Genomic DNA, 19,339 nt, shown 5'->3' with positions numbered 1-19,339 from the left:
ATCGTTTAAGGAGCTTAACCCTCATATTTACAAAGATTTAACTCTGTGGAACCTTCCCGCTCATTCCACGTTTAGGCACCTGCAGACAGCGTTTCTGGCCTAACCTTGAGCCGTGAGGAGTAGATCGATGCAGACCAACAGCACGACCCAGACGAAGACCGCCGCCGCCACCATTCCCGCTCATGTGATGGAGCGCCTCGAAAGCGAATGGCGCCAGATGCGCCAGGGCAGCACCCAGCCGTCCTCGTCCTCTTCCAAGTAATCAGATCCCGCGAATGCGCGGTTCGCCCGCCCCTTCGAGAAGAAGCGCGGTGAGCGCCCAGACCAGCGCATCCAGCCGGTCGGGCGAGCGCCCTGACGACAGGCCCTCCGGGCCGAAGTCACACATCTGGTCTTCCAATTGCTGAAACCGGGCCGCGTGCAGAACGCGGCCCTGTTCGTAGAGCGCGGCCACCGGCTCGGCCCTTAAAAACTTGCCCCGGGTCGCCCGGACCATGCTGACCGGCAGGTTCGCCTCCACGCTTTTCAGCGTGGCCGCCACCATCTCCCCGCCCTGGTTCACTTCCGCCACCACCCGGTCGGCCTCGAAGCGGCGATAGGCCGAGACCACGGCCCTCGCCCAGACCGCCGGGCTCTTGCCTTCGACTGATACGTCCGCCAGCACCACCGCCTGCCCGTTTTCCATCAGGCCGGCCACGACGATGCCGCAGCAGGAGCGCTCGCCGCTGCCCGCCGGCGGATCGACCGCGACGACGATGCGCCGGAGCGGTTCGGTCAGCCTTATGGTGATGCCTTCGAGACGGTCGCGTTTCCACAGCGCGTCGTCGCGATCCTCGATCAGTTCGCCGCCCAGTTCCTGCCGTCCGAGCCGCGTGCCGCCGTAGCGGCGCTCCAGCGCGGCGATGAAGCCGGGGGCCAGGTTTCCCGCATTGGCGGAAGTCGAAAGCCGCGTCAGCCGGGTTCCGGGCTCGGCGATCAGCCGCTTCAGGAGCGGTACGGCGCGCGGCGTGGTGGTCACCACCTGCCGGGGCGTGGTGCCGAGACGCAGCGCGAATTGCAGCATGTCGAAGGTCTCCTGCGCATGTTTCCATTTCGCCAGTTCGTCACACCAGGCAAAGTGGAATTGCGGGCCGCGCAGGCTTTCGGGATCTTCCGAGGAGAAGATCTGCGCCACTGCGCCGTTCGGCCAGACAAGCCTGCGCCGGGTGATCTCCACCTCCGGCCGCATGCGGGTTGCGATGCGCACCAGCCCCGAGGGGCCGTCGATCATCACTTCGCGGGCATCGCCCAGCGTTTCCGCCACCAGCGCGATCCTGAGATCCGTCTTCGGCCCTGCGGCCCGCACCATGGCCTGAACCCATTCGGCGCCGGCCCGCGTCTTGCCGGAGCCGCGCCCGCCCATCATCAGCCATGTGAGCCAGTCGCCCGGCGGCGGCAATTGCTCGGCTCGCGCCAGAAACCGCCAGTCGCGCCGCATGGCTGCAATCGCCCCCAAGGGTGCCGAGCGCAGCAGCGCATCGAGACCCGCCACCGCGCCGGCGGCACGTCTTCCCTTTGCCCAATCCTGATGCGCCCGCGCAGTCTCGGCACGCTCGTCTTCGACCGAACGTCTTTCGGCCTGCCCGTTCACAACCCATCCATTCCCGCCGTACCTGCCTTCGGAGTGAGCCACCTCACCCCGTCCTTCATCGGCGAGCCCGTCGGCTGCGCATCCGCCTTCGGGACCTTCGTCCGCATCGCAGCTCGCCTCGCCCGCACAGCCTGCCCCAACCCGCTCGCTGCCGGCTGCTACGGCCGCCACCGCGCTGCCGGCCCGATGCATCGTGTCCGGCCTGCCCTCCATTGCCTCTTTCAAATGAGCCTGCGTCGCTCCGGCCGGGATGGCTTGCACCTGCGCTTTCGCCGATATGGGCCCCTGCTCCCCGGGCGGGGGCGGCAACACGCAAGAGCCGGCGAAAGCAATGCCCTCCAACTCGACGGTCAACCGTCGCATGCCCACCATCCCGTCCGTGATCCGGTTGATACCCTTGGTCATGCGCTCTGTCGCCGCAGCCACCGCTTTTGCGGACGCCGCGACCCGATGATTTGCCTTTGTTTCCGTCATCCAGCTTGCCGCCCGGTTATCCGGGAGGCCCACATCCGGCCTCCATGCCGGCACACCCAGCCGCAACACCATCAGCATTTCCAGAGCCGTCGCCGCGCGCGGCCAGCATGGCGGCAGCGCGTTCCAGTGCCCGCTCTTCGATGAGGTCAGCGAGTTCCTGTCGTATCCGGTCATGATCCTCGCTCTCGGCTCGCTGTTCCTCGGCTTCCGCCCGGTCGCGGGCAAACTGCCTTTGCAGCGCATCGACCTTTTCCAGCGTGCGGACGATCAATGAGATCGCATCGGTCGCCGCCTTGGCGTCGGCGCGGGCAAGCTTTGCCGACGCATCGTCGGCCGCTCCGCCCTCCACCTCGATCCGCGAAAGCATCGCTTCCGCCGAAGCCCGGAGGTTGCGAAACAGTTCGAACTGCCGCGCCATCTCGCCCATCAACTCATTGAGCAGCAGCTCATAGCGGTCAGCGGCGGAAAGGCCTTCAGCCGATTTCAACTCCAGCACCACGCGCTCGGCCGCGCGCCCGATCTGCTCGAAGCTCCAGCCCTCGCCCTCACGCTCGAAAGCAAAAGGCTCGCGGCCCGACAGCATGAGATCGATTTCCCGCTCTTTGCGCATCGCCGCCTCCCGCTCACCGCCGGCTTCGCAAGGCAACCACCGGCCAATAAAAAAGGCCCGGTCGCCCGAGCCCTGCTACAATCCCTTTGCCGAACACCGCGCCCCGAAGCCTTCCGCTCCGGCCGCAACTCTCCGACGATGCCTGAACCCTATCAAACGACCGTCACGCCGTCAAGGATTATTTTCCTATTTTTGAATTCGATGCGCCAAGATGGACACAATTGGGCTCACCAGGCGTGCCTGATCGTTTTCCAAGAACTTCAAACATGCTACAACTCAAATATAAACCAACGGAGTCGGCGACATGATACGCGTAAATCTTATTGATTACTTCGAGCTCGGCGAATATCTTCAAACAATGCAAAAGTCTCTTTCGGTCGAAAAGTCGATGGCAGGTGAGGTACTTTTCGCCATTTGGCTAATCCCGCCAAAACTAGAGAAATTTATTAGCGATGACAACGGGTTTGAGACATGCAAGAGGGTCGCCGGGGAACTCCTAAGCGCGATAAATGAATGGATACCTGCCAACGTGATGGTCAACGGTCAGTATTCTTCTGAAAAAATGAATATAGAATTATATTCATACCAATGGAATGCAATGTTGAAGAAGCTTGGCTCTTTCAGGAGCGTATTTGAAGCTGAGTGTAATGATGTGGACGTCTATTCTGTAGGTCAAATAGCTATCTACAGAACACGGGACCTCGTAGCCAATGCGTCTAAGGCAATTCCTGCAGAGTTTCGCGCTGATATGTCCCGAGAGGCGCTAAAGGAATTTGACGACGCCGGTCGCTGCTTAGCGTTCGACCTTCCCACCGCATGTGGTTTTCATGCGCTACGCGGCACGGAGCTTGTAATGGACGACTATCTCCGCGCTTATGGAGTGACCAAAAAACTGTTTACTTGGAACGAGTACATCAAGGCTGCGGAAGAATTGGCTAACGGGAAGGGTATCAATCCGAAACCTTCAAGAAAGGTGACGGCGATGTTAGATCGAATGCGTTCTCTTGACCGAAATCCGCTGATGCATCCTCGTGATGAGTTGGACGCTGCAAGTGCAGGGCAGCTTTTCAGCCTCACAGCAATTACCGTGGCAGAGATGGTAAAGGATATGCGAGCGGTAAAGGGATCGTCTGCGGTAGCGCAAATTGCAGCCGGTGCGAGTGCGACGTTACCGTGAGGCGTCAGCAGATAGTCAATCGGCAAGACAGAGACGACCAGTAAACTTACCGCTTCATCAACGTCTCCGCATCACGAATCTTGATGCCGGGCGTGATCTTGCTGCAGGCCGGCAGCGTCTCGCCTTCCAGGACCGCCGCCATCGAGTGACGGTTCTGCGGATCGCAATAGAGTTCGACCACGCCGTCGGGGAGGCATTGCACGACCTGTTTGCGTCCACCCGAGAGGTTACGCGTGATGAATTCCGGCCGGTTTTTCCAGTCCGGCGTATTGGCGGTAAAAATCGCGTCGCAATCCTTCATCGAACCGATCTCCTTTTCGTAGAAGTTCGGCTCGGCCGCCTTCGCCACGAAAGGCATGCTTGCGAGAAAAAGCAGGATCGGGACAATGCGACGCATGGCGGGGGCTCCTCAGAAGGCGGAGGCTCAACCTAGCGTCGAGGCCTCCGCCGGAGAACCGCCAATACTGGGCGGATCGCGCCTTCCCCCTACTCCGCCGCCCCGCCATACTGTTCCCATGCCGTCATCGCGTGACCCGCATACATCAGCGAGGGGCCGCCGCCCATGTAGACCGCCATGCCCAGCGTTTCCTCGAATTCCGCCTTGGTGCAACCGAGCTTGACCAGCGTCTCGGTGTGGAAGCCGATGCAGCCGTCGCAGCGGGTGGAGATCGCAATGCCGAGCGCCACCAGTTCCTTGGTCTTCTTGTCCAGCGCGCCAGCCTTGGTGGCAGCCTGCGCAATGGCGGAGAAGCCGGCCATGACGTCGGGAATATCCTTGCGCAAGATCTTGATGCCGTTTGAAATTTCCTTTGTGATGTCGAGATAGTCCTTGCTCACCGTTCACCCTTTCGATTCATACATATAACATTATATATGTTTACAAATCGGCGGCCGGCGCAAGCCTGAAAAAAGGCAGCGAGCGGCATGTGCGGCAAAAGGCGACAGATGCGGCATGGCGTCCGGTTTTCCCGGTATCCGAGCCGACAGGCAACAGGAGAATTCCCAACAAGAAAACGGCCGGGATCACTCCCAGCCGTTTCGGACCCCTCACCCTAAAGCATGTCGCGCAAAAGTGCGCCGCGGTTTTGCGGGAACGTCATGCAATAAAACAAAGGCCTAAAGCGTACGGAGCTAATCTGAAAGATCGCGACCCGCTTTAGGCCCTGCGCCGTCAGGCGCTTTTCCGGACGGGCGTATAGCCGGCCTCGCGTATCGCTTCCTCGGCCTTGGCAGCGTCGCCCTGGACCGAGACCTCGTGTCCCTTCAGGTCGATCGTGACGGCAGCGCCCGGCAGGGCCTCGCCCAGAGCCTTGGTTACGGCCTTTTCGCAATGGCCGCAGGTCATGTCTTCCACCTCAAAGCGTACAATCTCGTTCATCGTCATCTTCCTTCCGTTTCCGACGCATCGGATCCATCTCTCTTGCACCCTCCCATTATGGGAAGGTCAAGAGACAAAATGCAGGGTCAGCTGTCGCAGTGGCGCGTCGTCTTGCCGCTGCCGGCCAGATCCGCGAGGATCGGACAGCTCGGCCGGTGATCGCCGTGACAACTCTCCGCAAGGTCGCTCAGCGTCGCCACCATGGCCTTCATCGAGGCGATTTTTTCCTCGAGTTCGGCGATGTGGTCGAGCGCCAGCTTCTTCACCTCGCTGCTCGCCCTTTCCTTGTCGGCCCAGAGCGCCAGCAGCTTTTCCGTCTCCTCCAGCGAGAAACCAAGGTCGCGGGAACGCCGCACAAAGCGCAGCCGGTTCACCTCGTCGTCGCCATAGACGCGGTAATTGCTGGCCGTGCGCATGGCCGGGCGAACGAGACCGATTTCCTCGTAATAGCGGATCATCTTGGTCGAAACGCCGGAGGCGAGTGAGGCTTCACCGATATTCATGCATGGCTCCTTTCCCTCCCGTTGTCATAACCATGTTTTCGGCCCATGTTTTCGGCCCTTGTTTCCGACCCGAGGGCCTTCCTTCAAAATCGGCCGCATCATATCGCACCCGCCGCGCCGATGTCCGTCACCGTGGCCCGCTTCAATCGCAGCGCATTCGTCAGGACGAAGACGCTTGAAAGCCCCATGGCTGCGGCGCCCACCATTGGCGAAAGCATGATCCCGAAATGCGGGTAGAGGATTCCCGCCGCAACCGGGATCAGCAATATGTTGTAGCCGAAGGCCCAGAAAAGGTTCTGGCCGATATTGCGGATCACCTTGCGGCTGATTTCGACGGCATGCACCGCACCTGAGAGGTCGCCGCCGACCAGCACCACGTCGGCGCTTTCGATGGCGACATCCGTTCCGGTTCCAATCGCGATGCCGGTATCGGCGCTGGCAAGTGCGGGCGCGTCGTTGATGCCGTCACCGATGAAGGCCACCTTGCGGCCCTTCTCGCGCAGCGCCTCGATCGCCTTCACCTTGCCCTCGGGCAGCACTTCCGCCACCACTTCGTCGATCCCGGTCGCCCGGCCGATCGCCTCCGCCGTCCGGCGGTTGTCGCCCGTCACCATGACCACCGACAGTCCCAGCGCCTTCAATGCCTTCACCGCCGGAATGCTGGTCGGCTTCAACGGATCGGCAACTGCAATCGCGGCGGCAAGCCGGCCATCGAGCGCGACATAGAGCGGCGTCTTGCCCTCCGATGCCAGCCGTGCCGCCGTCTCGCCGAAGATCGATACGTCGAGGCCAAGCTTTGCCATGTAGCGGTCGGCGCCGGCCGCCACCGTGACGCCGGAAACCTTGCCGGCAATACCGTAGCCGGCCACCGCCTCGACGGCTTCGACCGGTTCGACAACAAGCCCGCGCGCAGTCGCAGCCTTCACGATCGCCTCGGCAACCGGATGCTCGGAGCGCGCCTCAAGGCTTGCGGCCAGCGCCAGCACCCGATCCTCCTCGAAACCTGCGGCCACCGCGATATCGGTCAGTTCCGGCCGGCCCTTGGTGATCGTGCCGGTCTTGTCCATCACGACGGTGTCGACATCCTTCAGCGTCTGCAGCGCCTCGCCCTTGCGGAAGAGAACGCCGAGTTCGGCGGCGCGCCCCGTGCCCACCATAATCGAGGTCGGCGTAGCAAGCCCCATGGCGCAGGGGCAGGCGATGATCAGAACGGCGACGGCAGCAACCAGCCCGTAGGTGTAGGCCGGCTCCGGTCCGACGACGAGCCAGACGAGGAAGGTCAGCAGGGCGATCCCGATCACCGCCGGAACGAACCAGCCCGTCACCTTGTCCACCGCCATCTGGATCGGCAGTTTCGCGCCTTGCGCCTCGCCCACCATGCGGATGATCTGCGAGAGCATCATGTCTGAACCGACCCGCTCGGCGCGGAACCGGAAGGAACCCTTGCCGTTGATCGTGCCGCCGATCACGGTTGCGCCGGCGTTCTTCTCGACCGGCACCGGCTCGCCCGAAATCATCGCCTCGTCCACATGGGAGGCGCCGTCGATCACGCTGCCGTCGACCGGAATCCGCTCGCCTGGACGCACGACCACGACATCGCCGGCCACCACGTCGGAAGCGGCAATATCCAGCGTCTCGCCGTCACGCTCGACGCGGGCGGTCTTGGCCTGCAGGCCGGCAAGCTTCTTGATCGCAGCCCCGGTCCGGCCCTTGGCGCGGGCTTCCAGCAGCCGTCCGAGCAGAATCAGCGTCACGATCACGGTCGCCGCTTCGAAATAGACGTGTTGCGCCTCATAGGGCAGTACGTCGGGGGTAAACGTGGTCACCAGCGAATAGAGATAGGCCGCGCCGGTGCCGATCGCGACCAGCGAATTCATGTCCGGCCCGCCGCGCAAAAGCGCCGGCACGCCCTTGACGAAGAAGCGGCGGCCGGGCCCGAAAAGTACCAGCGTCGCGAGCGTAAACTGGATGTAATTCAGGAGGTTGCCGGGGAAGATGTCCATCAGCCTGTGATGCAGCGGCGGATAGATGTGGCTCCCCATCTCCATCACGAACAGCGGCAGCGAAAACACCAGCGCTATCCAGAAATCGCGCGTCAGGCGGGAAATCTCCCGCTCCTTGGCTTCCTCGTGGGTATCCGTCTCACCGGCCTCGGCCTGCAGCTTCGCCCTGTAACCCGCCTTCTCGACAGCCTTTGTGAGAGCCGGAACGGCGCTTCTGCCGCCAAGCACTGTCACCACCGCCTTGCCGGTTGCCAGATTGACGGCAGCGCTCTCGACGGACGGTACGCTCTTCAGGGCCTTTTCCACGCGGGAAACGCAGGAGGCGCAGGTCATGTCCTCGATGTCGAGCGTTATGGTCTCGGCCTTCGCCTCATAGCCCGCATCCTGCACCGCCTTGACCAGAGCCTCAGCGGAAAAGCCGGGTCCCGGCGTGACGCTCAGCGTCTCGGTAGCAAAGTTCACCGCACTTGCCGCAACCCCCGGCACCTTGGCGGCAGCCTTCTCGACCCGCTTGACGCAGGAAGCGCAGGTCATGCCTTCGACCGGCAGGATGATCGGCTGGACGGCAAGCGTCTTGTTTCTCGGCATTTCGTTCATCGTCGTCACCTCTCGGCCTTTTCCGTTATCGCCGGATCAGCATTCGCCCGACCCGTCCCGGCAAGGCCCGAAATCCGTTGCCACACCCCTCCCCGCGCCTGTCACGCCGGTGGAGAACTGCACCATAGATGGACCTTCCCATCATGGGAGGGTCAAGGGGTGAAGGGAGATTTTTTTGGGAAAGCATGGAAAGCTATCTGCAATTGCGTTCTGGCCCGGAAAGCGTTACATGTAACAAAAAAAGGAATGAAAACGTGGCAACCTCGATCAGCAAGCGCGTGGAAAAGCGCCGCATGGCCCTCAGGGCGGCGGGCCTGCGTCCTGTGCAAATCTGGCTGCCTGATACCAGGCGCCCGGGTTTTGCGGACGAATGCCGGCGACAGTCTCTGGCTGTCGCCGCATCCGACAGGAGCGACCCCGATCTCGGCAATCTGCTCGATGAAGTTCTGGCAGAGAGCGGAGAGGATGACGCTTGAAACGCGGCGACCTTGTCACCGTTGCAGTCTCAGGTGACTTCGGCAAACCTCGTCCGGCACTTGTTGTTCAGGCAGATGCCTTCGAGGGTACAGGCACCGTCACTGTGCTGCTCATCACCAGCACACTGGTAGAGGCCCCGCTCATCCGACCGTCCATCGAACCGAATGCCGGAAATGGCCTGAGCAAACCATCGCAAATCATGGTGGACAAAGCGCTTTCCGTGCGCCGTGAGAGGATTGGCCCGACGATCGGTCACATCGATGATGAAACCATGCTTTCGGTCACACGTTCTCTCGCCTTATTCCTTGGAATTGCCTGAAAACTGTCAAACCCGACCAACCCGCCGGAGCGATAGAGGCGAACCCTACTTCGCCTTCTCGCCCACGGTCAGCGGCCAATCGACCACATAGTCCTCGAAGTCCTCGACATCCACATCCTCTTCGGAAACCGTACGCCCGCGGGCGGAGATACCGGCGGCGTGGACGGTTTCGCGGTCGCCGGAGACGAGGTAGTGCCACCAGTACAGGTCTTCGCCGTCGCCGATCAGGCGATAGGCGCAGGTGGGCGGCAGCCAGCCGATCTCGTCCACGCCCTTGACGGTGAGCTGGATACAGTCCGGCACAGTCGCCTTGCGGTTCTCATAATCCTTGCAGCGACAGCTTTCCCCGTCGAGCAGGCGGCAGGCAACGGAGGTGAACACCACGTCACCGGTGTCCCAGTCCTCCAGCTTGTTGAGACAACAGAGGCCGCAGCCGTCGCACAGCCCTTCCCATTCAGAAAGGGTCATTTCGGCAAGGGTCTTGGTCTTCCAGTAGGGTAGCTCGCTCATTGCCCGTCACCGGGGCATATTGCGCCCCGCTTTTTTCTTGTTCTTTGCGCACAAATCGACAATCTATCAGCATTCGCCGATTTGCCGTCCGGTTCGCCATGCTCTTGGCCCCTGTCGGCGGTCGCGTCAAGGGTCGGGCAACTTGGGATCACGGGACTTGCGGCCGGAAGCCCAGGTCGGAAGGCCCGAGATAGACAGTGGCGGGCCCTGTCCGCAGCATTCCTGGGAAGCATTCGCGTGGCCGACAACCTGCCGTCAGAACCGGAAAAGAAGCCGCGCCTCAAGCGCCATATCCTGCTGCGCATCGATAGCTGGATCGATTCAACGCTGTGGAATGCCGGCTTCCGTTTTACGGAGACCTGGGAAGAAATCACCATCTTCTTCCGCCGTTTTCGCGTGCGCGGCCTGAAGCGCCTGTTCTTCGAAGTGCTCGGGGAAGGCATGACGCTCGGCACGGCGGGTTTCGTCGTGCTGCTGGCGCTCGCCCAGCCGGCCTTCGAGGAAACCAAGAAGGACTGGCGCAACCACGACAACTTCGCCGTCACCTTTCTCGACCGCTACGGCAACCAGATCGGCCATCGCGGCATCATCCACGAGAATTCCGTGCCCATCGACGAGCTGCCGGATCATCTGATCAAGGCGGTTCTGGCGACGGAGGACCGGCGCTTCTTCGATCACTACGGCATCGACTTCATCGGCCTTGCCCGCGCCATGACCGAGAACGCCCGCGCCGGCTCCGTCGTGCAGGGCGGTTCGACACTGACCCAACAGCTCGCCAAGAACCTGTTCCTCACCAATGAACGCTCTCTCGAGCGCAAGATCAAGGAAGCCTTCCTGTCGATGTGGCTCGAGGCCAATCTGAGCAAGAAGGAAATCCTCTCGCTTTATCTCGACCGCGCCTATATGGGCGGCGGCACCTTCGGCGCGGCTGCGGCCTCGCAATTCTATTTCGGCAAGCCGATCACCGAAGTGACGCTGGCCGAAAGCGCGATGCTTGCCGGCCTGTTCAAGGCGCCGGCGAAATATGCGCCGCATGTCAACCTGCCGGCCGCCCGGGCGCGAGCCAACGAAGTGCTCTCCAACATGGTGCAGAGCGGCATCATGACCGAGGGTCAGGTGATTGCGGCACGGCGCAACCCCGCAACGGTCGTCGACCGCGGTGAGGCGGAAGCACCCGATTTCTTCCTCGACTGGGCCTTCGATGAAGTGCAGCGGATCGCGGCGAAGTTTCCTGATCATTCGCTGGTGGTGCGCACCACGGTCGATACCGGCCTGCAGAAGGCCGCGGAAGAGGCCGTCGCCTCCAGTCTGCGCGAATATGGCGAGGCCTATCACGTCAAGCAGGGCGCACTGGTGATGATCGAGAACGGCGGCGCGGTGCGCGCCATGGTGGGCGGGCGCGACTATGGCGAAAGCCAGTTCAACCGCGCCACGCGAGCGCTGCGCCAGCCGGGATCGTCGTTCAAGATCTATACCTATTCGCTGGCGATGGAGAGCGGCCTCACCCCCGAGACGCCGATCACCGACGGTCCGATTTCCTGGGGCAACTGGAGCCCGAAGAACTACGGCAACAGCTATGCCGGCCGCATCAATATCGAGACGGCGCTGGTCAAGTCGATCAACACCATCCCGGTCCGTCTCGCCAAGGAAAAGCTCGGCCCCAACGCCATCAACGACATCATGGCGGAAGCGAAGAAATTCGGCGTCGAGACACCGATCCGCAAGGACGTGACGATCCCGATCGGCACGTCGGAAGTGACCGTGCTCGACCAGGCGACGGCCTATGCGGTGTTCCCGACCGGCGGCTACCAGTCGCGCCGCCACGGCATACAGCAGATCATGAACTACAATGGTGACGTGCTCTACGATTTCGATCGTGATGAACCGGCGCCGCAGCGGGTGCTCTCCGAGCAGGCGGCGCATTCCATGCTGCAGATGCTGACCAAGGTTCCCTATATCGGCACCGCGCGTCGCGCCGCCGTCGACGGAGTACTGACCGGCGGCAAAACCGGCACCACGCAGGCCTATCGCGACGCATGGTTCTGCGGCTTCACCGGCAACTACGCCGCCGCCGTCTGGTTCGGCAATGACGACTACACCTCGTCCAACAACATGACCGGCGGCTCGCTGCCCGCGATGACCTTCAAGAAGCTGATGGACTATGCCCATCAGGGCATCGACCTTCGCCCCATTCCCGGCTTCGAAAATCCGGGCAAGGAAGTGACCGGCGAGAAGGTGGCAAGCGCCAAGCCGAAGGACGGCGAGACCGCGCTGCCGGCCCCTGTTCGTCCGCGCTCGCTGTCATCCGCCTCTACCCGGCTGATTCGCGATATCGCCCGCATGATGAAGGAAGCAAAACCCATTCCCCGGACCGTCCAGAAGCTTGCCAGTGTCGAACTGCGCGGCACGGAATGAGACACTAAAAACCCCTAAAATTTGACTGGAATCAAGGATAGATCGGCTATACCCTCGGTTGTTTACCCGTCATTAACCAATGCACGCCAGATCCTTCCAAAATGAGAAGGATTTTCGTTGCTTTAAAGTCTGATTAAGTCGATCGACCTATTTATTGCGCCGCTCCCGACCGGAGTATCTCATTTCTTTCGCACTTTCGGTGAAACTCGATGGACAACTGGCTTGGCCTGGACCCGCGCCCTCGTCTGACGACCGAACAGAGGTTGGCTTACGAACGCGACCGCACGGATGTGCGCAGCCAGTCACTCAACCAGACCACCTTCACCGTCACACTGTTTTACCTGTTATATGCGGCCATCGACGTGTTGCTGCTCGGCGACATCGTCTGGCTGTCCCTCGGCCTGCGTTTCGGCGTGATCCTGCCGCTGGCGCTGGCTCTCAGCCATTATCAGAGCGGCCGCCGGCCGATCGCATACAAGGAGGCGGCGACGCTTGCCGCCGTCATCGCCGGAAACATCGTCTGGTGCATTGTGCTGGTATCGAGCGAAAGTCCGTCGGCGTTGCATTACTATTATGCTGCGGCGGTGTTCCAGATGGTCGTCACCATCGCGGTCCGCGCACCGTTGACAATCACGCTTTATGCGACGCTCTGCTGCTTTCTCATCAACTACGGCTTCATCTGGTTCCTCGAGGGCGTCACGCTCGATTACCTCCTCTATCATCTCGCCCTCTACATACCGACGGTGGCGCTGACGCTGATCTCCAGCCATCAACTGGAGGCGGAGCGGCAGATCGCGTTCCTTCAGGCGCATGAGAACGAGGCGCTGAAGCGCGAGCTTTCCCGCCAGAACGGCGAGCTGGAACGTCTGTCGGCAACCGATCCCCTGACCGCCCTTCCCAACCGGCGCGGGGCCGAGGCCGAACTGGCGCGGCTGCGCCGCTGGTACAGGACCGACGATCTCGCCCATTCGGCGCTGCTCCTGATCGACATCGACAACTTCAAGGCCTTCAACGACAATTACGGCCACAACGCCGGTGACGCCTGCCTTCGGGCCGTTGCCGAGTGCATGCGCCGGGAACTGCCGGATTCGATCCACCTGTCACGCCATGGCGGCGAGGAATTCCTGGCGCTGATGCCGCTTTCCGACCCCGCCCGCGCCGGCATGTTCGCCGAGCGCATGCGCCGCGCCGTGCGCTCGCTTGGCATCGAACACGCCCACACCGGCGACCGCAACCGCCACGTCACCATCAGCATCGGCATCGGCTACGGCTCGATCGCCGACGAAGCGCGCTTCTCCGAAACCCTCGACGCCGCCGACCGCGGCCTCTACGCCGTCAAGGACAACGGCCGCAACGCCTGGCGCTTCGGCCCGCCGGCCGAGGGCGAGCGGATCGACGCGGCTTGAGGGGGATGCCGTTGAGGTTGTTCGCGAAGGTTACAGGGATCGCGGAAAACTCTGAGGGGCCGTCATCGGAGACGCTTCTTGTGGCACACTTGCATGAGCAAAACTCTGCTTGCGCCTTATCTCATTTCGACAACGAGGAAGATTAACACCAAATCACCTCAGGCCCTAGCACAGCATCCTATCCACCTCGCCGCCTGAAAATACATCTCAAATAATAAACGCAACTCAATCTTAATATCATTTCATTTACAAAAACATCATCATACAATACAATAACTTCTTTCCATTATTTGCTATCACTCCAATCATCGCCGTTTTCTACATAAGCCCAAAGTTCTTCATCTCCAGCGTCAACTCCATTCACCTTAGTAAGGAAAACTTTATTATCGAAGAAAATACCGTTAAAATCAATCATACACGTATCTCCTTGGAGGCAATACTTATAATACCATTCATCGGAAAAATTCCTAAATAGCCTTATTTTAAAGACCTCTTTCTTCTTAAGCTTGACGTCTTGATTGACAACAGCAAGCCGATAGGCATTTTCATATTCAATTTGAGCCAACGTTCCATATTCTCTAGCGTCGACCTTAAAGCGATACATGCGTCCATCGTACACATCGTCAAATAGATCGGGAGTAATCGGCGTCAACTGCCTCTCACTCGCCTTGTCGTCAAGGTCGGCGAGCGTGGCAATCTTGACGACATTCTCCGTCGGAACATCCGGAGGCTGAGCAATCCCAACGAGCTCATTCCAGTATCTTGTATTTTTTATTAGATTTGACAGATATACGCCAATCGTGCCCTCAACAAAGGACAACTGACAATCGGCAGTTTGCCCGATCGCATAGCCGAAAGCGCCCTCATCGACATTCTTTCCTAGCGCGACACACACTTCTGAAACATTGCCGAACACCGCATCCACCGAGATACGATTGATGAACTGATTAGCGTCATCAAGCGCAGGACGAAGATCCTTCAAAACAGCAGGATCCTTACGCAACCACCCCTTAAATACCTCCGAATCACCATTGAGTTGGTGTCCGGACGCCCACACCTCAAGAAGTTCTGCAGTAACTAGCGCTGATTCCGGCAGAATTTCAGCACGTATGTAATCAACAAACAAAGGAGAATTCTCCCTTAAGGCCAACAAAGCGCCTTCCTCGTTAGCCTCATACCCCCTGCTTTTTATTAAAGCGACTACTTCTTTTTGACCCTCGCTCAATTCGCGACCATAAAAATATTCCTTTATATCCAATCCAAACTTAGCAAACAAGAAAAATGATGGCGTTATAATAAATATACTAAAATACCCAATGAATTTTACAATGAGCTCCAATTTCTTATCTATCGATTGCAGATAGTCAAAAACGCTTTTTTTATTTTTGTACTCCATTGCCAATCCATCACAATACATTTATATCTAGATTATTTATATATCTTTTGTTCGATTCTCAAAAGGCCTTTCTACAATTTCATGGAGACACAAGCGGATCAATTTTTGGCGTTTTGATTCTCTACAATAGAAACTTGTCCAACTTGGTGACCATTAACGGAAGACACCGTAGCTCAAAGTTTCTCAGGCCATCAAGAAAATTAGGTTTTTTACCTAAAGTTCGAATGGATCACTCGAACTCTTCACACCGGGATCTGCCTCAAAGGGATCAGATTTTTTGGTCGAATTGACCGCTTGTTGACAGTTCAGCATTTCAGAAATGGCTTTCGCCGACCCATTCAAGCGCAGATGCGCTATTTCTCGACCGGAAAAGGTCGAACGCATGCTCAGCTTGCTAGCGAATTCCGATGCAAAATTCGGGTCGGTTGTAGACACGACAAGAAATTTCGATTGGTTCATCTCAATAGCGCTAGCGGTTGCATCCCAGGCAGGGCTGCGATCAAACTGAATCTGGATAGGATAATCCTTACCAACCTCCAGCGACTTTCATTTGTCATTACCAAGCGCAAGATAAATGGTCGTTGGCTTCACCGTAAAATTGAAGCCGAGCCGCAGAAGTGTACCGTCTTCATAAACGTTCAATACGAAGCAGCCATTACCTAGGGATGGGTCCATGTACACTCCCCATCCGCCAACCTCTTTCCACAAAATTGTATCGGCCGCCGAAACGACGTTGGCAAAAAGACAAAGTGCTGCCGACATTCCCAACAATCGCTTCATGACTGCCTCCATTTTCAAGCAACCATAGGAGAAGGTTATATTAGTTGCTATTCAGAATGGAGTACTAGCGACGAAGTCGCAAGCGGACATTCTAAGCTTGGATAACGCATGAATCGGTGAGTTCCGTCACCATCCCCTCGCCTTCCCCTTCCCCAGAATCAGTGATACCGCTGAAACCGGCGCGGGGCGGGCCGCGTTGCATCTCAAGAGGGTCCAGAGCCAGCCGTGTTCCGTGTTCCACTGCTCATCGCCGTTACGCTCGTCATCGCCTTCGGCGGCGGCATCCTGTCGGCGCTTTCGGTGCTCAATGCTTCCGTCGGGTTCGGCGCGATCCGGCTTGGTGTGTGGAGCGCTTTCCCGCAGGCGCAGACGGATGCCGCCGACCCTTACGCGAAATCCCACAGGGCGAAGGCCGGGCGGCTGCTCTATGGCACGGCGGAAGGCCTGACGTTTACAGCCTCCCATGACGAGAACGGCCACCAGCTCATCGGCACCTGCAGCTACAGGATCGTCGGGCGCACGCCGGTTGCCCGTTTCTGGACGCTTTATGCGGCTGATGCCGCCGGACGTCCGCTGGTAACCCGCGCCGAGCTTCCGGGCTCGCACAATTCGCAGAGCATCCTGCGCAAACCGGACGGCAGCTTCGAGATCGCGATATCGCCGACGGCGCAGCCGGGCAACTGGTTGGCTCTGCCCGATGCCGGGCGTTTCTCGCTGGTGCTGACGCTGCTCGACACGCCGGCTGCCGGCAGTTCGGGGCTGATCGGGCTTGAAATGCCCAGGGTCGAGACGATCGGGTGCGGCAATGAATAAGCTTCTCTATGCCGTTGCAACCGGCCTCGTGGGTGCCGTGGTTCTGCACATCATCATCATTCTCTCGCTGCCGCATTATACCGGCCGCGACGCCTATACACGGGTGAAGGCGGAGGGCAATTCGAACCGTTTCTATGCGCTGGCCGACAAGCCGGATACGGCGGGCCTTGCCAATGGCGATCCCTATCTCAAGGTGGCCGTCTGTCACTTCGATGTGGAGCGGCGGCCGCTCCGGCTGCTGGCGCCGCGCGGGCCGGCCTTCTGGTCGCTGGCGCTCTATGACGCCAATTCCAACGAAATCTTCAGCATGAACGACCGCACCTCGGTTTCCGGCAACCTTGATGTTCTCGTGGCCAACCCGGTGCAGATGGCGCGCATCCGCAAGACGCCGGTCGCGGCGCTGACGGAATCGATCATCGTCGAGGCGAAGAGCAATACCGGCTATGCGGTGCTCAGAGCCATGGCTCCGCAATCAAGCCTTGAGGAACAGGCCGCATCCTTCCTGGAAGACGCCGTCTGCGCGCCGGTCGAAGGACTTTAAAACCGGGTTTTCCGGGCCGCAAGAAACCGTTCCGGTTTCGGCGGGTTCGCGCCGAATACCATCCTGAACGTTGAGGCAACAGGCCTCAGGGCCTCTGGTCCATGCCGCCGTCCGCAGGGCGGGGCAAGGCCGGAAGGCTCTTGCCCTTCTTCCTTGGCTGTTCGTAACGTTCGTATCTGATACCGGTGAACAACAGCACTTCGGCCGCCATTCCATCCCGCCGCACGCGCCTGTCCGACAAAGACAACCGGTCCTTGATCCTGATAATTTCCGCCATTCTCGTCTCCGTTTTCCAGATCGAGACGGATGAGGAGTGCGATCTCACCCTGCCCTTGTCCTGAAGGGCCAGCACATCTCCGGCGACGGCAACGCCATGCGGCCCATGGGCCGGAGCCAATCGTGCCTTTCTCAGCACGGCCCGACGGAGGTGGAAGCTGCCCACCGCGAGGGGCACGTCAACTGCACTAAATTAGAGATACACGAATCATACATATGCACCTGCATGCCCTGATTTGGCCACACCTTAGTTAACAGCTTGCTAACAAATTCGTTCTAATCTGAAACACGGGTATTGCGTTAGATTGGGTCGTGTCGTGAGCAGTCGTTTTCGTGAGCTGGAAAATCCGGTGGGCGTAAGGAAGAAGGACGTAGTGCTGATGGCCACCGTCACCAGTTTCGAGGAGATCGCCTTCCCTACCAAGTCCGAGCTCAGGCAGTTTGCAGAACTGTTCACCCCGCTTTTCCATGCGTCCAGCGAGGAAGCGAAACGGCAGGCAGTCGCCGCCCTTTCCCAATGTCCCACGGTTCCGACGGCGGTAGCACTCTTCATCGCCTCCCAGCCGATAGGCATCGCCGCACCGTTTCTGGCGTCTTCGCCCTGCCTTTCCGACGATATCCTGATCATGGTCGCCCGCACGCAAGGGGCGGCACATGCCCGCGCCATCGTCAAGCGGGAAGCGCTCTCGCCAACGGTAATCGACGCGCTGGTCGGGATGCGCCATCTCGACACGCCGAAGGGCCGGATGCCTGTGGAGCGGCCTGCCATGGCAGCGCGCGCCATGGCGCCGGCGCCTTTCGAAAAGCCCGCAGATATGAAGGAGGCCGCCGCCGCGAAACTCCCGGCCGAGCCGATGACAGAGACCGTTTCCCCGGACGAAGCTTCCCGGATGGAACGTGAGGAAAAGCTGCGAGGGGAGATCAAACGGCTCGCCGCCCATGTGAACCGGCCGCCTGCCGACCGCCTGGGCCTGAGAACCGTTACTTCCCTGCAGGAGGCGCTTCTGGTGCGCTTTGCCCGCAATCGCGAGGCGAGCCTTTTTGCCTCGACGCTTGCCGATACCCTGTCATCCAGCCACTGGCTGGCCGAGCGTATCCTGCTCGACATTTCCGGCCGCCAGCTTGCGACCACGCTTGTCGGCGTCGCCATGGCGCAGGACGAGATCGCCTTCGTGCTGAAGAGCCTCTATCCGCATCTCGCCCGCGATGAGGGTGGCCTGTCGCGGGCCGTTCGGCTGATCGAAAGCCTCGATCCGATCGAATGCGAGGAGCGGGTCGATACATGGCGCCGAGCCGACAGCTACACTTTCCATCCGGGCCATCCGCGCGACGAGGGCAAGAACGGTGCAACATCTGCACAGCCTCAGGCGATCAAGCCCGTCTCGTCGATCCTCAAGACCATCGACGAACACAGCCGGCAGGTGCTGAAGGCGCGCCAGCGTTAAAGCGAAGTTCGGGAAGCCGGCCCCTCAGGCCGTTCCGCCGGCATCCGCCATCGGCAGGAGATCGCCGATCTCGTCGGTTTCCAGTTCCACCACCCAGCAATCCGGATCCCAGCGGCACTCGCGCGCCAGCATCTCGTCGACTGCGTCGGGCGCCGCCTTTTCCAGCCTGATCTCGAAAAGGCGGCTGTCGCGATCCTCCTGCGAGACGAGCGCCTGCGGGGCAGGCCCGTAAAGCGTTTCCAGCCCGTCACGGAAGCGTTGACGGACAAAGATGGCGCCTGCCTCCTCCACGCCTTTAGAGACCACGGCGGCGAAACCCCCGGCGGAAAAAACGCGGCGCAGTAGTGCTGAAACGAAGATATCGGAGCGAAGGCGCATGACGGAAAGTCCCGGAAATCGGTGTCTGGCGAATGCGCGAGCGGCGTCTGCGACGCGCGGCAAACATGACGCATGATACGGCAAAACCTGCACTAACTCAGATGACATCGGCAATCGAGAGAAAAGATAGGATTTTAGCAATTGCCTTCAGCGGAACTTCAAGGCTCGCCGTTATCACCCATCGCGTTTCAGTAGCTAAACTTGCGAGCCA

Annotated in this window: 21 protein-coding genes; 9 read left to right on the top strand and 12 right to left on the bottom strand. The window is 59.9% G+C overall.

Features of this window, described 5'->3' with window-relative positions; genetic code table 11:
- Positions 1-127 precede the first annotated feature (127 nt).
- Positions 128-262, top strand: a complete 135-nt coding sequence (locus H4I99_RS24645; protein ID WP_280513847.1) for a hypothetical protein — start codon at positions 128-130, stop codon at positions 260-262.
- Here the strand turns inward: H4I99_RS24645 and H4I99_RS02400 are convergent, their stop codons facing one another.
- Positions 263-1,477, bottom strand: coding sequence for a DNA-packaging protein (locus H4I99_RS02400; protein WP_163906186.1), 1,215 nt, complete (start codon positions 1,475-1,477; stop codon positions 263-265). It lies immediately after the preceding gene.
- Between the two features lie 643 nt (positions 1,478-2,120).
- A complete protein-coding gene (locus H4I99_RS02395; RefSeq protein ID WP_163904244.1) occupies positions 2,121-2,714 on the bottom strand; it encodes a hypothetical protein in 594 nt (197 codons plus the stop codon).
- Between the two features lie 304 nt (positions 2,715-3,018).
- Between H4I99_RS02395 and H4I99_RS02390 the strand changes: the two genes are divergently transcribed.
- Positions 3,019-3,891, top strand: a complete 873-nt coding sequence (locus H4I99_RS02390) for a hypothetical protein (RefSeq protein ID WP_163904242.1) — start codon at positions 3,019-3,021, stop codon at positions 3,889-3,891.
- A gap of 46 nt (positions 3,892-3,937) precedes the next feature.
- On the opposite strand, the gene H4I99_RS02385 is transcribed toward H4I99_RS02390, so the two are convergent.
- The 5 genes from H4I99_RS02385 to H4I99_RS02365 all read right to left on the bottom strand — a co-directional run bounded on the left by H4I99_RS02385 (position 3,938) and on the right by H4I99_RS02365 (position 8,372).
- Positions 3,938-4,288: a hypothetical protein gene (locus H4I99_RS02385; RefSeq protein ID WP_163904240.1), complete on the bottom strand. Its 351-nt coding sequence runs from the start codon at positions 4,286-4,288 to the stop codon at positions 3,938-3,940.
- An 89-nt stretch (positions 4,289-4,377) separates the two neighbouring features.
- A complete protein-coding gene (locus tag H4I99_RS02380; RefSeq protein ID WP_163904239.1) occupies positions 4,378-4,728 on the bottom strand; it encodes a carboxymuconolactone decarboxylase family protein in 351 nt (116 codons plus the stop codon).
- Between the two features lie 334 nt (positions 4,729-5,062).
- On the bottom strand, positions 5,063-5,269 hold the full coding sequence (locus H4I99_RS02375; RefSeq protein WP_163904237.1) for a heavy-metal-associated domain-containing protein: 207 nt from the start codon (positions 5,267-5,269) through the stop codon (positions 5,063-5,065).
- An 86-nt stretch (positions 5,270-5,355) separates the two neighbouring features.
- Positions 5,356-5,772 carry a Cu(I)-responsive transcriptional regulator gene (gene cueR, locus H4I99_RS02370; protein WP_163904235.1) on the bottom strand — a complete coding sequence of 139 codons (417 nt, stop codon included), beginning with the start codon at positions 5,770-5,772 and terminating at the stop codon, positions 5,356-5,358.
- Positions 5,773-5,870: 98 nt separating this feature from the next.
- On the bottom strand, positions 5,871-8,372 hold the full coding sequence (locus H4I99_RS02365; protein WP_425314349.1) for a heavy metal translocating P-type ATPase: 2,502 nt from the start codon (positions 8,370-8,372) through the stop codon (positions 5,871-5,873).
- 185 nt (positions 8,373-8,557) lie between these two features.
- On the opposite strand from H4I99_RS02365, the gene H4I99_RS24410 reads away from it, so the two are divergent.
- Together H4I99_RS24410 and H4I99_RS02355 are read left to right on the top strand one after the other, a co-directional pair.
- On the top strand, positions 8,558-8,848 hold the full coding sequence (locus tag H4I99_RS24410) for an antitoxin MazE family protein (protein WP_194362006.1): 291 nt from the start codon (positions 8,558-8,560) through the stop codon (positions 8,846-8,848).
- Complete coding sequence (locus tag H4I99_RS02355; RefSeq protein WP_163904233.1) at positions 8,845-9,168, top strand: type II toxin-antitoxin system PemK/MazF family toxin; 324 nt, start codon at positions 8,845-8,847, stop codon at positions 9,166-9,168. The genes H4I99_RS24410 and H4I99_RS02355 overlap by 4 nt, the downstream gene beginning before the upstream one ends.
- Before the next feature lie 45 nt (positions 9,169-9,213).
- Here H4I99_RS02355 and H4I99_RS02350 read toward each other — a convergent pair whose 3' ends face one another.
- Entirely contained in the window at positions 9,214-9,678 is a 465-nt protein-coding gene (locus H4I99_RS02350) for a YcgN family cysteine cluster protein (RefSeq protein ID WP_163904231.1), read from the bottom strand.
- Positions 9,679-9,915: 237 nt separating this feature from the next.
- On the opposite strand from H4I99_RS02350, the gene H4I99_RS02345 reads away from it, so the two are divergent.
- Positions 9,916-12,093 (top strand): transglycosylase domain-containing protein, encoded by a 2,178-nt coding sequence (locus H4I99_RS02345; protein ID WP_246225577.1) that lies wholly within the window; start codon positions 9,916-9,918, stop codon positions 12,091-12,093.
- Positions 12,094-12,302: 209 nt separating this feature from the next.
- Positions 12,303-13,499 (top strand): GGDEF domain-containing protein, encoded by a 1,197-nt coding sequence (locus tag H4I99_RS02340; protein WP_163904229.1) that lies wholly within the window; start codon positions 12,303-12,305, stop codon positions 13,497-13,499.
- Between the two features lie 286 nt (positions 13,500-13,785).
- Here H4I99_RS02340 and H4I99_RS02335 read toward each other — a convergent pair whose 3' ends face one another.
- Together H4I99_RS02335 and H4I99_RS24405 are read right to left on the bottom strand one after the other, a co-directional pair.
- Complete coding sequence (locus tag H4I99_RS02335; protein WP_163904227.1) at positions 13,786-14,895, bottom strand: hypothetical protein; 1,110 nt, start codon at positions 14,893-14,895, stop codon at positions 13,786-13,788.
- A gap of 546 nt (positions 14,896-15,441) precedes the next feature.
- Positions 15,442-15,675: a hypothetical protein gene (locus H4I99_RS24405; RefSeq protein WP_244624846.1), complete on the bottom strand. Its 234-nt coding sequence runs from the start codon at positions 15,673-15,675 to the stop codon at positions 15,442-15,444.
- Positions 15,676-15,900: 225 nt separating this feature from the next.
- On the opposite strand from H4I99_RS24405, the gene H4I99_RS02325 reads away from it, so the two are divergent.
- Both H4I99_RS02325 and H4I99_RS02320 read left to right on the top strand, forming a co-directional pair.
- Positions 15,901-16,488, top strand: a complete 588-nt coding sequence (locus tag H4I99_RS02325) for a DUF1214 domain-containing protein (protein ID WP_163904225.1) — start codon at positions 15,901-15,903, stop codon at positions 16,486-16,488.
- Entirely contained in the window at positions 16,481-17,029 is a 549-nt protein-coding gene (locus tag H4I99_RS02320; RefSeq protein WP_163904223.1) for a DUF1254 domain-containing protein, read from the top strand. The genes H4I99_RS02325 and H4I99_RS02320 overlap by 8 nt, the downstream gene beginning before the upstream one ends.
- A gap of 85 nt (positions 17,030-17,114) precedes the next feature.
- Here H4I99_RS02320 and H4I99_RS02315 read toward each other — a convergent pair whose 3' ends face one another.
- On the bottom strand, positions 17,115-17,306 hold the full coding sequence (locus H4I99_RS02315; RefSeq protein ID WP_163898888.1) for a hypothetical protein: 192 nt from the start codon (positions 17,304-17,306) through the stop codon (positions 17,115-17,117).
- A gap of 316 nt (positions 17,307-17,622) precedes the next feature.
- Here H4I99_RS02315 and H4I99_RS02310 point away from each other — a divergent pair, with 316 nt between their 5' ends.
- Positions 17,623-18,750, top strand: a complete 1,128-nt coding sequence (locus tag H4I99_RS02310) for a DUF2336 domain-containing protein (protein ID WP_246225575.1) — start codon at positions 17,623-17,625, stop codon at positions 18,748-18,750.
- 24 nt (positions 18,751-18,774) lie between these two features.
- Here the strand turns inward: H4I99_RS02310 and H4I99_RS02305 are convergent, their stop codons facing one another.
- Entirely contained in the window at positions 18,775-19,128 is a 354-nt protein-coding gene (locus tag H4I99_RS02305) for a DUF1491 family protein (protein WP_163904221.1), read from the bottom strand.
- Positions 19,129-19,339 lie beyond the last annotated feature (211 nt).

The sequence above is a fragment of the Paenirhizobium daejeonense genome (assembly GCF_014280875.1).
Taxonomy (GTDB): Bacteria; Pseudomonadota; Alphaproteobacteria; order Rhizobiales; family Rhizobiaceae; genus Allorhizobium; species Allorhizobium daejeonense.
Note: the sequence above shows the minus strand (reverse complement) of the source record. Positions and strands in the feature narration are given on the sequence as shown.

Coding starts and splice junctions, on each gene's coding strand:
- cueR (WP_163904235.1), bottom strand. CDS start 5,772: ATGAATATCGGTGAAGCCTCACTCGCCTCCGGCGTTTCGACCAAGATG.
- H4I99_RS02400 (WP_163906186.1), bottom strand. CDS start 1,477: ATGCGGCGCGACTGGCGGTTTCTGGCGCGAGCCGAGCAATTGCCGCCG.
- H4I99_RS02350 (WP_163904231.1), bottom strand. CDS start 9,678: ATGAGCGAGCTACCCTACTGGAAGACCAAGACCCTTGCCGAAATGACC.
- H4I99_RS02320 (WP_163904223.1), top strand. CDS start 16,481: ATGAATAAGCTTCTCTATGCCGTTGCAACCGGCCTCGTGGGTGCCGTG.
- H4I99_RS24645 (WP_280513847.1), top strand. CDS start 128: ATGCAGACCAACAGCACGACCCAGACGAAGACCGCCGCCGCCACCATT.
- H4I99_RS02390 (WP_163904242.1), top strand. CDS start 3,019: ATGATACGCGTAAATCTTATTGATTACTTCGAGCTCGGCGAATATCTT.
- H4I99_RS02335 (WP_163904227.1), bottom strand. CDS start 14,895: ATGGAGTACAAAAATAAAAAAAGCGTTTTTGACTATCTGCAATCGATA.
- H4I99_RS02385 (WP_163904240.1), bottom strand. CDS start 4,288: ATGCGTCGCATTGTCCCGATCCTGCTTTTTCTCGCAAGCATGCCTTTC.
- H4I99_RS24410 (WP_194362006.1), top strand. CDS start 8,558: ATGGAAAGCTATCTGCAATTGCGTTCTGGCCCGGAAAGCGTTACATGT.
- H4I99_RS24405 (WP_244624846.1), bottom strand. CDS start 15,675: ATGAAGCGATTGTTGGGAATGTCGGCAGCACTTTGTCTTTTTGCCAAC.
- H4I99_RS02375 (WP_163904237.1), bottom strand. CDS start 5,269: ATGAACGAGATTGTACGCTTTGAGGTGGAAGACATGACCTGCGGCCAT.
- H4I99_RS02315 (WP_163898888.1), bottom strand. CDS start 17,306: ATGGCGGAAATTATCAGGATCAAGGACCGGTTGTCTTTGTCGGACAGG.
- H4I99_RS02305 (WP_163904221.1), bottom strand. CDS start 19,128: ATGCGCCTTCGCTCCGATATCTTCGTTTCAGCACTACTGCGCCGCGTT.
- H4I99_RS02365 (WP_425314349.1), bottom strand. CDS start 8,372: ATGAACGAAATGCCGAGAAACAAGACGCTTGCCGTCCAGCCGATCATC.
- H4I99_RS02395 (WP_163904244.1), bottom strand. CDS start 2,714: ATGCGCAAAGAGCGGGAAATCGATCTCATGCTGTCGGGCCGCGAGCCT.
- H4I99_RS02340 (WP_163904229.1), top strand. CDS start 12,303: ATGGACAACTGGCTTGGCCTGGACCCGCGCCCTCGTCTGACGACCGAA.